Origin of the sequence: Xenorhabdus sp. NBAII XenSa04 (genome assembly GCF_963866145.1) — a bacterium.
GTDB classification, from domain to species: domain Bacteria; phylum Pseudomonadota; class Gammaproteobacteria; order Enterobacterales; family Enterobacteriaceae; genus Xenorhabdus; species Xenorhabdus indica.
In genome coordinates this window covers 1-14269 of sequence record NZ_CAWMEB010000323.1, presented here as the reverse complement: position 1 = coordinate 14269, position 14269 = coordinate 1, and the positions used below count along the sequence as shown (strand labels likewise).

Below are 14269 nucleotides of genomic sequence, written 5' to 3'. Positions count from 1 at the left end.
TGAAATATATCAGGTATAACAACGACTAAATTCGAATCGATTGCCCGGTACTGATTTTAGCCAGCATAGTTTTACTCAGCTTTTGCAGATCCATCACTTCATCGACAGCACCCAACTGGATCGCGGCACGCGGCATACCAAAGACCACACAACTTGATTCACTTTGTGCTAATGTGTAGGCTCCCGCTTGTTTCATTTCCAATAAACCCGCCGCCCCATCACTGCCCATACCCGTTAATATGACGCCTACCGCGTTACGCCCTGCATATTTAGCAACAGAACGAAACAGAACATCGACAGAAGGACGGTGACGATTAACCGGAGGAGCACTGCTGGTCATAATTTGGTAGTTAGCTCCGCTACGGCACAGTTCCATATGGCGATCTCCCGGTGCGATATAGGCATGTCCCGGTAAGACACGCTCACCATCTTCTGCTTCTTTAACCGTAATCTGGCTCAATTTATTGAGTCGTTCTGCAAATGAGCGGGTAAAGCCGGATGGCATGTGCTGTGTAATAAGTAACGCCGGGCTGGTAACAGGTAAAGGCTGTAACAGATTCTTGATTGCCTCAGTTCCTCCGGTTGAAGCCCCAACCGCGATCAATTTCTCACTGGACAAAAGTGGTTTAAAATTTAGCGGAGCTGCAATTTCTTGTGTTGGTCTTACTGTGCTGATTTTTGCCTGTGCTGCCGCACGGATTTTCTCCGCAATCAGCTCACTATAAGCCAGCATACCTTCACGAATACCTAATTGCGGCTTGGTTACAAAGTCTACAGCGCCTAATTCCAGTGCTTTCAATGTAATTTCCGAACCTTTTGCCGTCAGAGACGAAACCATCACAACAGGCATAGGCCGTAAACGCATTAATTTCTCAAGAAAATCAATGCCATCCATCCGTGGCATCTCAACATCCAATGTCAATACCTGCGGGTTATATTTTTTGATTAAATCGCGGGCAACATATGGATCAGGCGCACAATCCACCACTTCCATGTCTGGGTGGCTATTGATGATTTCCCGCATGATTTGACGCATCAGCGCCGAATCATCCACACAAAGAACGGTTATTTTATTCATGACCCCTCCTTGCCCGGCCTACACCGTAAACGGTCTGTCCTTGCAAGTAGAACTCTCGGCTAATTTGAGTGACGTTTTCGGAATGCCCTGCAAAGAGCAGACCATCTGGCTTTAAGAAATTGACAAAGCGACGCAAAATTCTTTCCTGCGTTTTTTTATCAAAATAAATCATGACATTACGACAAAAAATTGCATCAAATTTACCTTCCAGTGCCCACTCAGAATCAAGTAAATTCAGGTGCTGAAAGCTAACCAGTTCAGTAAGCACCGGACGAACTCTGGCGTACCCTTCAAAATAACCAACGCCTTTGAAAAAATATTTTTTCTTTTGGCTGTCACTCAGATGTTGTAATTCATCCAATCGATAAACACCTTGGCGAGCTTTTTCCAACACCTGGGTATCAATATCACTGCCAATGATTTTTATCCGGTTTGAACGGTGCCCCAATACATCACACGATTTGCCATACAAAGTGTCCTTACCACATAAAGTGTCATACAGCGTCATCGCAATGGAATACGGCTCTTCTCCCGTTGATGCGGCCGCACTCCAGACACGGTATGTTCCCCCGTTTTTTCTGCCGGCATGTGCCGCCAGAATAGGAAAATGGTGGGCTTCCCTAAAAAATGCGGTGAGATTGGTCGTTAATGCATTGATAAATAGTTCCCACTCCTTACTATAACTATCCTGTTCCAGAATCGACAGATATTGACCAAAATCATTAAGTCCCAGAACACGCAAGCGCCTGACCAGGCGGTTGTAAACCATCTCGCGTTTATTTTTTGCCAAGACAATGCCAGCTCGTTGGTAAATAAACTGACAGATGCGCTGAAATTGCGCATCCGACAACGTATACCGCTGAAACATAAAGTTCAGCGGTGCAGTAGCTTCAGCATCTGAAGCTGTTAAATTGGATTTCATCTGACCTCAGCGTACTTGATTTACAACATACTCATCGGTCATTTTTGACGCAGGATATTCCTGATGGTCATGATCATGTTCCAAACCTGTCGGTAATTCAAATTGAGCAACCGTTTTCACCAATATATCTGCCTTATCTTCAAGCGCGGATGCAGCGGCAGCGGACTGTTCCACCAATGCCGCATTTTGCTGTGTGACTTGATCCATCTGACTGACAGCTTGGGCTATCTGATGAATACCACGGCTTTGTTCGTCAGAAGCCGCAGCAATTTCAGACATAAGATCAGTGACCTGGTTTACTGATTTGACCAATTCATCCATTGTTCGTCCGGCATTATTTACCAAATCAGAGCCCTGGTTAACACGATGAACGGATTCATCGATCAACATTTTGATTTCTTTTGCAGCATCAGCACTGCGTTGCGCCAGATCACGAACTTCTCCCGCGACTACAGAAAATCCTCGACCCTGCTCACCCGCACGGGCAGCTTCAACCGCTGCATTCAAGGCCAAGATGTTGGTCTGGAAGGCGATACCATCAATCACGCTGATAATCGCGCTGATTTTCTTCGAACTATTGGCAATTTCGTCCATCGTCGCAACAACACTGCTGGTCTGTTCGCCGCCTTTCATTGCTGTTTGAGAAGCGGCTACCGCAAGTGCGCTGGCCTGACGGGCATGTTCTGCGTTTTGCTTAACAGTAACCGTTAACTGCTCCATACTGGCCGCAGTTTCTTCCAGTGATGCCGCCTGTTCCTCAGTGCGTGAGGATAAATCAGTATTACCTTGCGTGATTTCCTGGATACCGGCATACATCTGGTTGGTATTATCCCGCACCGAAGAAATGGATTTAATCAGTGAATTCTGCATATCACGCAGTTTTCTGAATATATTACCAATTTCGTCATCGGTGGTGACTGCCACTTCTTTATTTAGCCGCCCTTCAGCCACATCCTGAAAACAAGCTCTCATATTTGCAAAGGGTTTTAGAAGGTTACGTTTCAGCCACCAATGAGCTGACAGGGAAACAACAAACACCATCAGGATAGCGCCAAAGAACATGGCAATGGAGACTTTATAATAAAATGCACCATCAGAAACTGCTTTACTAATATGAGCACCGAGATAATGCATATAGTTATTGTATGCAACCTCAAATTTACTCTGATAACTTTCTGTTGGTTGATCGAGGAATTCCTGAAAGTGCCCTTCGTAAAGGAAGGTTTTTAATTCCTTCAAGGCATTAATGTATTCTTGATATGAATGCTCAACAGCTGACAATAATTCGGCTCCATTATCACTCTGCTCTATCAGAGGTAATGCACTAAAATGTGCGAAACTCCTTTCGGCTTCATTCAGTGAACTTTTGAGTAATGCTTCCATTTCATCTATTTGCTCTCTCGGTTGCCCGACTTTATGAGCAATCGCGATCTTATTCAAGGTATTACGCGTTTGCAGCAACGCCGCCCAACTCAACCCAAGGGTATCTCTCCGTTGAGTTCCCAAATCAATTTTTTCTATATATGACTGGTCTGTATGAATTATCCCCAAAGATAAGCCACTGGAAATAATCTGCATAACACAAAACATCATCAGTAATAGATACAAACTGGTTGATATGCGAAACCTGCCTAACATGTAATCACCTCGTTTAACGGCTGCATAATGCAGCCGTAGTTATCGCTATTATTTTTTTAGAATGTTTCCCAATTAGATGGGTCTTCCGCATCGCTGCTTTTTTTCAGCACGGGAGGATTTGTTTTATTAGCTGGAGGAGTCGGCGATTTTATCGTCGTTAAAACTTCATGTTTTCTTTTCTCAGGCTGCTTCCTTTCTGCCTGCTCCGGTAACTGAAATAATGATACTGCTTTGGTCAAGATCATGGCCTGCTCTTCCAACGCTGCTGCTGCGGCCGCAGACTGTTCAACCAATGATGCATTCTGTTGTGTAACCCTGTCCATTTCAGAGATAGCAACACCAACTTGTGTAATTCCCCGACTTTGTTCATCAGAAGCTGATGCTATTTCTCCCATGATGTCAGTCACACGGGTAACAGAATCGACAATTTGGTTCATTGTTTCACCAGCACTTTCCACCAGCACAGAGCCTGTGTCAGTACGGCTGACCGAGTCTTCAATCAGTGACTTAATCTCTTTCGCTGCTTCTGCACTGCGCTGTGCCAGATTGCGGACTTCACCGGCAACGACAGCAAAACCACGACCGTGTTCACCTGCACGAGCCGCTTCTACCGCAGCATTAAGAGCCAGGATATTCGTCTGGAAAGCGATGGCATCAATCACACCCGTGATATCTGAAATTTTGCGTGAACTATCAGCAATTTCGTGCATAGTTTGCACTACATTTGCTACTACTTTGCCCCCCTGACGGGCGATATCTGAGGCGTTATCCGCCAGATTACTGGCCTGGCGAGCATTGTCGGCATTTTGTTTTACTGTTGCCGTCAACTGTTCCATACTGGCCGCAGTTTCCTCCAATGAAGCCACTTGCTGCTCAGTACGGGCAGAGAGATCATTGTTACCCGCAGCGATTTCGCTGGTGCCGGTATAGATGGTTTCAGTACTGTGATGCACACTTCTGACGGTATGGATCAGCTCGTCTTGCATATTTTTCAGGCCAACCGCCAACATTCCCATTTCATTGTTGCCAGAGACATCAACAGTCTTAGTCAAATCACCTTTCGAGAAAGCTTTAATGGCATCCAACAATTTGTGCAGCGGATCGATCAATGACTTGCGCAACCCAACCCAACTTGCTGCCATGACGACAATCAGCAATACAAATACAAAAATCAGGCTAATGATAATATTGTGGTAGGCGGCATCAGCTTCATCTGACAACTGCTGATACAGTTTTTCATTTTGATCCAAATAAAAGGCGTATTCAGCATCAAATGCATTTTGATACGTAGTGGTTGGTTGGGCAAAAAATTCTTTAAACTGTTTTTTTACCAGCAACACATCTAGTTCTTTCAGTGCATTGAGATAGTCTTGGTGGGTTTGTTTTAAGCTCTGCATACGCTCTGGCTCGCGTATAACTAGGCTTGGCAATTGTTCAAATTGCTGGAAACGACGCTCTGCACGCGCTAAGTTAACCTTAGCTTCTGCTAAAACATCCTCAATTTTGTATTCGCTCTCTCCACCATGCTCTTTCAGGATATAGATGATGCCAATACGATTCAGGTTATTACGCGCTTGTAGCAGGTTGATCCAACTCTCATCCAATAATTTCTGACGCTGCCGCATTTCATCCAGTGTATCAAAGGCTTTGGTATCATTCTTTAATGCCTTAAAGAACAATCCCCCTGAGATAAATTGCAGAGCACCAAATAATATGATGACCGAGATAAGTCCCGTCACTATTTTCATTCGGTTAAACATGACTTCCCTTGTGTAATAAATTGCTATGCCTGTGTTATCGGCATCCTTAAAGGGAACTTTACGCGTAATACAAAAAATTGAGTTTTTGCTGTGTTTTTTTGATCTACAACAAACCGGGCTGCCTTTTGCATACTTCTACTTTGCACCAGACTCTTGGCAAAAAGAGCGAGAATTATGACAGCCCTGAAATATCAATCTCTGGCGACAGAATCCACCAATGCCATTTCCTCACTGTTGAGCAATTTTTCAATGTCTACTAGGATCAGCATACGCTCTTCAATGGAGCCAAGCCCGGTCAGATATTCAGTTGACAAAGTGACAGCGAATTCTGGCGCAGGACAAATCTGCTCTTCTTTCAGAGACAACACATCAGATACACCATCAACCACAATCCCCACGATGCGATTAAGCAGATTCAAAATGATGACCACGGTGTTATCGTTGTAAGTAACATCTTCTTGTGAAAATTTGATCCGCAGGTCAATAATGGGAACAATCACTCCACGCAGGTTAGTTATACCTTTTATAAAAGCTGGAGTGTTGGCAATCCGGGTAACCTGATCATAACCACGTATTTCTTGTACCTTCAGGATTTCAATTCCATACTCTTCGTCACCTAAGGTGAAAACCAGATATTCCTTTCCGGCTGTTTCCCCCGATAATTTACTAAATTCATCTATGGCTGGCATGATGTTACCTTTTACTGTGACTTAAAATTGGGCTTAACTTAAATGATTATTTTTGTTCGCAAGTTCAGCCTTACGCACGGCCAACTGCTCATGATTCAGTTTCTGCAAAGCAGGAATATCAATAATTAAGGCAACACTGCCATCCCCCATAATAGTGGCAGCCGAAATGCCCGGTACTTTGCGGTAGTTGCTTTCAATATTTTTAACAACAACCTGATGCTGCCCTACCAGTTTATCTACCAACAGTGCGTAACGACGCCCCGCACTTTGTACGATCACGGCAATACCTTTCGTTGGAGCTGTTTCTGTATTTGGAATGTCAAATATCCGGTACAGTTCAAGTAATGGCAGATATTCACCACGTACCTGCAACAGTTTTTCATCTCCCGCCAATGGATAAATATCTGCTTCTTGTGGCTGTAAAGAACTGACAACAGCACTCAGCGGTAAAATGAAGACTTCATCGTTAACTTTGACAGACATACCATCCAATATTGCCAATGTCAGCGGCAACAAAATACGAATGACTGTCCCCTTCCCTTCCTGGAAGTTGATCTGGATCTGTCCTCCCATATCCTGAATGTTACGTTTAACCACATCCATCCCCACTCCACGGCCGGAAACATCTGTGACCACTTCTGCGGTAGAAAATCCGGGAGCAAAAATCAACATAGCCACTTCTTCATTACTCATGTTTTCACTCACCATCAGCCCCTGAGACTGAGCTTTGGCTAAGATCTTCTCTCGATTCAGCCCTGCACCATCATCAATCACTTCAATACAGATATTGCCGCCCTGATGCTCCGCAGCAAGAGTTAAATTACCCGTTTCCGGTTTACCTGCTGCAAGACGTTTTTCCGGGATTTCGATACCGTGGTCAAGACTATTGCGAACCAAGTGCGTGAGCGGATCGATAATTCGCTCAATCAAACTCTTATCCAACTCTGTTGAGCTGCCGATCAATGTCAATTCTACTTTTTTATTCAATTTTCCTGCCAAATCCCGCACTAAACGCGGATAACGGCTGAAAACATATTCCATCGGCATCATGCGGATCGACATGACAGACTCTTGTAAATCACGAGAATTGCGCTGCAATTGAGCCATACAACTCAACAATTCACTGTGTTTTGTCGGCTCTAATGCATCACAATGCTGCGCCAGCATAGATTGAGTGATCACCAGCTCACCTACCAGATTGATGAGTTGATCCACTTTCTCAACAGCCACACGAATACTGGAAGATTCCACACGTTGACGCGGTGATCCTGCTACCGGACGCGGTGCCGGACGGCCAACTTCATGTACATCTGCTTTTTTCTTTGCGTTATTTGTACTATTTACATTATTCGCATTAACAGACTGTGGTATATCTATATTGTCAGATGCCACATTATTTATGTCAGTATTTGGTGTTGTAGTATCGGATGATGTCGTACTTTCTTCAGTCTTTGATTCTGTCGGTTGGAGATCCGATACAGACAAAAAAGTTATCTGCTCAGGTTCAACCACAAAACACAATACCGCAGTAATATCATCTTCTGTTGCAGATGTAATTAGTGAAGCTTCAAGACTATCTGTGGTTTGTTCAACGTCATAAACCTCTCCAAGATGTCCGAGTTCATCTTTCATCAAAGCAACTTCACGTTCTTTCAAACCAGACAGATGAACACGGATCCTGCCTTGATCTATTGCCACAGCCGGAGCGCTTTTTTCTTCAGATTGCCCAGGTTGATCTGTTGTTACTGCTTGTACTTCCTTCTCTTCCTGACTTTCTGTCGCATGTTGGATAGTCTCTTCCATTACAGGTTCAGCTTCAGATATTGCAGTAAGAACTTCCATATTTTGCCGTTTTTCCCGCTGCTGATCTTCCTGTAACTCTAATGCAAGCTGACGCAATGTCTCGCAGATATAATTGAATGTATCTTCATCTGGCTCCTGAGAACTTTTATAGGCATCCAATTGTTGCTGCATAATATCTTTCGCTTCTAAAAACAGGTTGATAATGTCAGTTGTCAGGCGTATTTCGTCACGTCTGGCACTATCCAGCAGATTCTCCAATACATGTGTAGTTTGTTGTAGCTTGGTAAAACCAAATGTCGCAGCGCCCCCCTTAATGGAGTGGGCGCTGCGAAAGATGGCATTTAGCTGTTCATGATCAGGTTCATCGGCATTAAGCAGCAATAAATGTTGCTCCATATCCGCCAATAGTTCATCTGCTTCATCAAAAAAAGTCTGATAAAACGCGGTAATATCCATCGTTACTTACTCTGTCACCTTATTAGTATCACTTGCCGATTCTACTTTTGGCTGTCCGGGCGTTGTGATTTCATTGGATTGTCTGGTGGGTTGCTGAGAAGGCGTTCCCTCATTCGAATCCATTCTGATGACGTCTTGCATGTCCATACTACTGCTAGCAGTCATGGCGTTACCGCCACTGTTTTCCTGCTCAATCCGTTTTTCTGCTTCCTTATTCAAAACAATAATGCTGATACGGCGATTAACAGGAGCATCGGGAGCAATATCTTTCTGCATACTGACGGTGGATGCCATGCCAACAACCCGCAGGACTTTGGATTCATCCAAGCCACCAATTAACAACTCTCGTCTTGATGCATTTGCACGATCTGAAGAGAGTTCCCAGTTACTGTAACCACGTTGTCCATTGATATATTGCAAATTATCAGTGTGCCCAGACAGGCTGATCTTATTTGGAATGCTATTCAGAATTGGAGCAATTGCCCGCAAAATATCGCTCATATAGTTTTCAACTTTCGCACTACCAATCATGAACATTGGACGATTTTCCCTGTCGATGATTTGAATGCGTAAACCTTCATCCATCATGTCAATCAATAAGTGCGGACGCAGTTCTTTGAGACGAGGATCAGTGATAATCAGTTGATCCAGTTGTTGACGCAACCGATCCAAACGACGGGTCTCCTCACTAGCCTCAACTTGCTTGTTCTGACGGAAAACTTCGCCATCCTGCTGGAAAACATCATCCCCTCCCCCAGGGATTGGGTTTGTACTATCACTACTCTGTTTCCCCTTATTGATTGCAACCTGCAAAGGGGTACGAAAATACTCTGCAATGCTAGTCAATTCTTGTGGGCTGGCGATAGATACTAGCCACATAACCAGAAAGAAAGCCATCATTGCAGTCATGAAGTCGGCATACGCAATTTTCCATGAGCCGCCACTATGACTATGACCATGTTTTTTGCGCTTTTTTATTCTGATAACAGAAACATTATTCGCTCTCATAATTAGTCTTCAGCTTCTTGTTGTACAGGAGCCTTAACCCTACGAACATGCTCTTCAAGTTCTGTAAATGAAGGACGATCTGTGAGAAATAATGTTTTACGACCAAATTCAACCGCAATTTGTGGGGCATAACCATTCATGCTGGAAAGCAGAGTAACTTTAATACATTGCATCATTTTTACCTGCTCACTACTGCGCTGACGCAACAAAGTCGCTAAAGGCGAAACAAAACCGTAAGCCAGTAAAATTCCCAGAAATGTTCCTACCATTGCGTGAGCAATCAATACTCCGAGTTCTCCTGCTGGCCGATCTGCCGAACCTAACGCATGAACTACCCCCATTACAGCCGCAACAATCCCAAATGCTGGCAATGAATCTCCCACCATTGTCAGACTGGTTGCAGGAACTTCACTTTCCTGCTCATAAGTCTCGATTTCTTCATCCATGAGGGCTTCGATTTCATGTGGATTCATATTACCGCTAATGATCAAGCGCATATAATCCGTGATGAAGTTCATCAGATAAGGATCTTTTAGTAAGCGGGGATACTGTGTGAAGATATCACTCTGTTGCGGATTCTCAATATCACGCTCCAGAGCCAAAAGCCCATGCTGGCGGGATTTGGATAGCAGACGAAACTGTAAAGCCATCAGATCCATGTACATCGCTTTATTGTATTTTGATCTACGCAATACTTTTGGTAAAACACGCAATGTAGCCTTTATCGCCTTGCCATTGTTGCCCACGATAAAAGCACCAATGCCCGCACCTGTAATAATCAAAAATTCCGCTGGCTGATAAAGTGCGCCCATGTGGCCACCGACAAGCAGATAGCCACCAATTACCGCACCAAAAACCATGATATATCCTAAAAGTACTAACACGCGATATCCTTTAGCTAAGTTGGTGAGCAGATGGGATTTGAACAGGGCAAATTAGTCAATGAGGAAGAGGATGGCTGTAGATTACAGGCCAGAGTAACCAAAACCTGTAACCTAGTTTTCACTTTCCCATTTAAATTCACATAGCTTGCTGAGCAAATCCATCCAGCAGTTGTGAATTAGTATCGGCAGGTTGCGTGGAAAGTTTACGTTTTTTTACTGCTCTTGAAGGCGGCTGGCAAAGACTACAAACAAAGCTATTTACCGGTTGGTGAGCATGTGTGATAAAAGTTCCACCACAACAGCGACACTCGGTTGGCTGCAACATCCCACTGTCGACAAAACGAATGAGAGTCCAGGCTCTGGTTAGAGCCAAAACTGGCCCATCTTCACTCGCCGGAGGGCATTGCTCAAGATATAATCTATAAGCCTTTACTACAGCTTCAACACCAGCACAATGTCCACTTTTCAACAGGAAACGGTAAGCATTGTAGAACATGGAAGAATGAATATTCTGTTCCCAAGTCATAAACCAATCCGTCGAAAAGGGGAGCATCCCTTTAGGCGGAGGGCTTCCCCGCAATTCTTTATACAGTTTGATCAACCTTCCCCGGCTTAATTGCGTTTCACTCTCAAGCATCTGCAGCCGTGCGCCTAAAGTGATGAGCTCCATTGCCAACTGAATATCTTTAGCTTCCTGGACAATACTTTTCTCAACCATCTTTATGCTCTTTTCTTGATTGAAGCGTCATCCTGAGTGGATAACTGTTGAAAAAGATGGGTAGATAGCAAGATCCCTGTATGGATTTGTTGCAAATCATCTACCCGTGATTCCTTCGTCAACTGCTGTACAGTTTCGTGATCTTCAAACCGAAAATGGCAAATCAGTTGGTTTGTTTCAGCTAATTTTACTAACTGAGGCAATGTCAGCTCGGCCAACGTATCAGCCATAGATTCACTAATACCTAAACGGAACATCGCAGACGCTTTCTCATGGTTAATTAGCCGTTGTGCTAAAAGCAAATACGATAAATTTATGTCATAAATATGTTTGAGCAATTCAACCGTACTCATTTCTATATATCCCGTCCGATTACATGAAAAAATCAATTAAGTGATCAAAGAATCACTCACGACAAAATTACCAGTAGCATGAGATTCAATAATCTCCGACATAACTGAAATATACATCTTTAGCCAGAGCAGTAACTGTCCTTTGTATTACTCTTGGGATCGCCCAATTTCTAAAATATTTCGGTAATGGATTGTAAAAGTATTATTGCGTCATCTGGATAATGAACTTGCCACAATTGATTAAGAATATTCTTAATACTAATTAACTTTACTCCTGAATCATCAATTTATACAACGGAGAATATATGTCATTTTAAATACTATGTGACATACATCACAAAACTACCTTTTTTTATTATGATTCTAGCTCATTAACTATTCAAGCAAAAGAAAACAAAAAATAGTCTATAATTAATAAGTTAAATTATTTAAATAAAAATATTAGAGACCATTTTTTGTTTTATACGATCTATTAAACTTATAAATTTAAAATAACGATAAAAAATCCTTTCTTTAGCTAAATTATCAAAATATTATTAAAAATTGTTTCCTGATAATGTGGGTAAGCACTCATCTTCCACTATTAGTTGATTTAGATCATAGTTATGCCAAATTTATTAATCATATGTGAATACTAGTTATTAAAAAGATACCACTCTGATCATTTTTAATTTACGATTGTACTATTTTCACACAATGACCGAGGCGACATCGACATCACTTAGAGTACAAGTATCGCACAGATCACAAAAATAAGATAAAATACAGTATGATGTTGAAATAAAAAAACATCTGCATCTTTACCCCAGAGCAATAGCAATCAACGAGTCTCCAATCCCCCAACAAATCCCACCACATAACAATGCCAGTACCACTTTACCAAATCATCACAATTTATAAATTTTACTTATCAAAAATAGCCCACAGAAGGATAGCTTTTGACATTATTTTAACGAAAACCTCATTGTCAGTTGTTTACAGCCACGGAGCACTCCACAAGCCAAAAACATAAGAAAAAATTATAACACACATCCTCCACGCCCTCACAAATGTTAAGAATAATCGATGTTTATGACACTCATCTGACCAGTTTATAAACTAACATATAAAGTACAAAATAACCTATTTCCCTAATATTAATTTCCTTAAATAGGATAAATCCAGAAACAAAATAATTCCAAAAGGTAAATTACCCAATAAATTATTATATAAAACAAAACTAAATTTAAAAAGTAATTTACAGTTTAAGTAGAATGAGAAAAAACAATAGTTGGAATAAAAACAGATAGTGTCTTATTTTTCTTAATTTGAAATATAAATAATAACAAGTAATGTAATAATACAATTCAAATAAAAAAAATAGCATACAAAGATAATTCTATTACTCCGTTAAGTTTATAATTATTATGATAGCAGGTTCGTAGTTAAAGAATAACATCAATACCTATTCAAAATATCTGCCAAAAATCATCAATAGACAGAGTTATTGATACGAAAATTGTGATGGCTATTTTCTTAATCAAGATAGAAGAAGACATTAATTAATGGGAATTACTCACAATCATTCACCAATACTATGAATATAAAATCATTTTATCACATGAATGACAATACAGTAGCTTATAAGTTTCCTCAATTAATCAAGGAAAATATTCCCAAGGTAACAGTTTTAACCCTTATGAAAGTAGTAAATGATGATCATGATATGTAACTACCTAATGCCATTGTTATTAATGCCATCAATAATACAGGTAAAACGACGGTACTTTATACAATCAGTTTTTTGCGCAACATATGTACACCTGATTTTCATGATAACACCTGTTACACTACTCTCCAGATTGAAATACGGCTTAATGTTATACACTATTAGTTCAGATAAATACCACATAAAATATGTTGTAATATAGAAAATAGAAAGTGTCAGAGCATAAAATACCCAATATTTTTCACATCCTATTTGAGAGGTTTTCTCAAGAAACTTTTATCCATTTTATCCCATGACAAAGACTTAATGTGAAATATCGTACATTAGGTTTTGTACAAGTTAATAAATGGTTAACATAGGTAAAAATAGAATAAATGCACTGGCTACCAATACAGAAAATACATTCCCAAATTCGATCTGACCGTCATATTTAAATACCACATAATATTACCAAACGTTTTCCTTCTCTTTTTACGCCTTCTCCTAATACCATCTGATTTTTATCAAGCAAAATGATACCTGCAAATTCCTTTGCGATATCCATCCCAATCTCCACACAAATACTCCGACATACTGCAATATCGGTATATCATTTATTCCATCATCAGAAAGATCTATTGCATGCTTATTATTTTGTAGTGTCTTTAAAATGCATGATTTTTTCCGAAGAATTAAGAGATCTTAATTCCACTTCTTTTGAAAGGTTTTCATCACTCATACATTCAATATCAAGGCAACTAAGAATATTCTCAATATCTAACTCCATATCATGAAAAATTTTAACGGTAATGACAGAATTATCTTCGGCAAACACCGTAACCGAAATATTCACTCTTTTTAGTTAGTAACAGAAAGTAAATATTTCACGTCATCAAGATTTAATTCATGTATTGCTAAGATTAACACCCTGAAACCTTGTTCGTTATAACAGCTAATCAATTACATGATATTGTTACGACTTTCTTCAGTGAAAGGAATAGCTACTCCTTTTTTCTACACATGGCAGCAAACAGATCACATCCTTTTTGCTATACCTTTGAGAATCAATTGGTAGTTTTTCTGTGGTTTCTACACAAAAATTGATAACTTCCAACTAACACAGCTAAAAGGTAACTCATCAATTTTTCTGTAGCTGTGAAGAAAACGAATCTCTACTTTCTTTGACTTCCATATCTGATAATTACCTGATCCTTTAGTTTATTATCCCACTTTGATAAAAACTTTTATCCCGATGTTGAAGTGTTGAAGTGTT

Annotated in this window: 11 protein-coding genes; all 11 read right to left on the bottom strand. The window is 41.0% G+C overall.

The window, feature by feature from the left end; all coding sequences use genetic code 11:
• Nucleotides 1-25 precede the first annotated feature (25 nt).
• The 11 genes from AAC147_RS11350 to AAC147_RS11300 all read right to left on the bottom strand — a co-directional run bounded on the left by AAC147_RS11350 (nucleotide 26) and on the right by AAC147_RS11300 (nucleotide 13831).
• Entirely contained in the window at nucleotides 26-1078 is a 1053-nt protein-coding gene (locus AAC147_RS11350) for a protein-glutamate methylesterase/protein-glutamine glutaminase (protein WP_047681089.1), read from the bottom strand.
• On the bottom strand, nucleotides 1071-2000 hold the full coding sequence (cheR, locus tag AAC147_RS11345; RefSeq protein WP_047681086.1) for a protein-glutamate O-methyltransferase CheR: 930 nt from the start codon (nucleotides 1998-2000) through the stop codon (nucleotides 1071-1073). Before cheR ends, AAC147_RS11350 begins: the two co-directional genes overlap by 8 nt.
• A 6-nt stretch (nucleotides 2001-2006) precedes the next feature.
• Nucleotides 2007-3638 carry a methyl-accepting chemotaxis protein gene (locus AAC147_RS11340; RefSeq protein WP_047681083.1) on the bottom strand — a complete coding sequence of 544 codons (1632 nt, stop codon included), beginning with the start codon at nucleotides 3636-3638 and terminating at the stop codon, nucleotides 2007-2009.
• A gap of 56 nt (nucleotides 3639-3694) precedes the next feature.
• Nucleotides 3695-5398: a methyl-accepting chemotaxis protein gene (locus AAC147_RS11335; RefSeq protein WP_047681081.1), complete on the bottom strand. Its 1704-nt coding sequence runs from the start codon at nucleotides 5396-5398 to the stop codon at nucleotides 3695-3697.
• 191 nt (nucleotides 5399-5589) lie between these two features.
• Complete coding sequence (gene cheW, locus AAC147_RS11330) at nucleotides 5590-6087, bottom strand: chemotaxis protein CheW (protein WP_047681078.1); 498 nt, start codon at nucleotides 6085-6087, stop codon at nucleotides 5590-5592.
• A 33-nt stretch (nucleotides 6088-6120) separates the two neighbouring features.
• The gene (cheA, locus tag AAC147_RS11325; protein ID WP_420856067.1) at nucleotides 6121-8286 is read right to left on the bottom strand and encodes a chemotaxis protein CheA; all 2166 of its coding nucleotides are present in this window, start codon (nucleotides 8284-8286) and stop codon (nucleotides 6121-6123) included.
• Nucleotides 8287-8352: 66 nt separating this feature from the next.
• On the bottom strand, nucleotides 8353-9354 hold the full coding sequence (gene motB, locus AAC147_RS11320; protein ID WP_047681072.1) for a flagellar motor protein MotB: 1002 nt from the start codon (nucleotides 9352-9354) through the stop codon (nucleotides 8353-8355).
• A gap of 2 nt (nucleotides 9355-9356) precedes the next feature.
• On the bottom strand, nucleotides 9357-10238 hold the full coding sequence (gene motA, locus AAC147_RS11315) for a flagellar motor stator protein MotA (protein ID WP_047681069.1): 882 nt from the start codon (nucleotides 10236-10238) through the stop codon (nucleotides 9357-9359).
• Between the two features lie 136 nt (nucleotides 10239-10374).
• A complete protein-coding gene (flhC, locus tag AAC147_RS11310) occupies nucleotides 10375-10956 on the bottom strand; it encodes a flagellar transcriptional regulator FlhC (protein WP_047681066.1) in 582 nt (193 codons plus the stop codon).
• Nucleotides 10957-10958: 2 nt separating this feature from the next.
• Nucleotides 10959-11309, bottom strand: coding sequence for a flagellar transcriptional regulator FlhD (gene flhD, locus AAC147_RS11305; protein WP_047681063.1), 351 nt, complete (start codon nucleotides 11307-11309; stop codon nucleotides 10959-10961).
• Nucleotides 11310-13645: 2336 nt separating this feature from the next.
• Nucleotides 13646-13831 carry a hypothetical protein gene (locus AAC147_RS11300; protein ID WP_156115351.1) on the bottom strand — a complete coding sequence of 62 codons (186 nt, stop codon included), beginning with the start codon at nucleotides 13829-13831 and terminating at the stop codon, nucleotides 13646-13648.
• Between the last annotated feature and the right edge of the window lie 438 nt (nucleotides 13832-14269).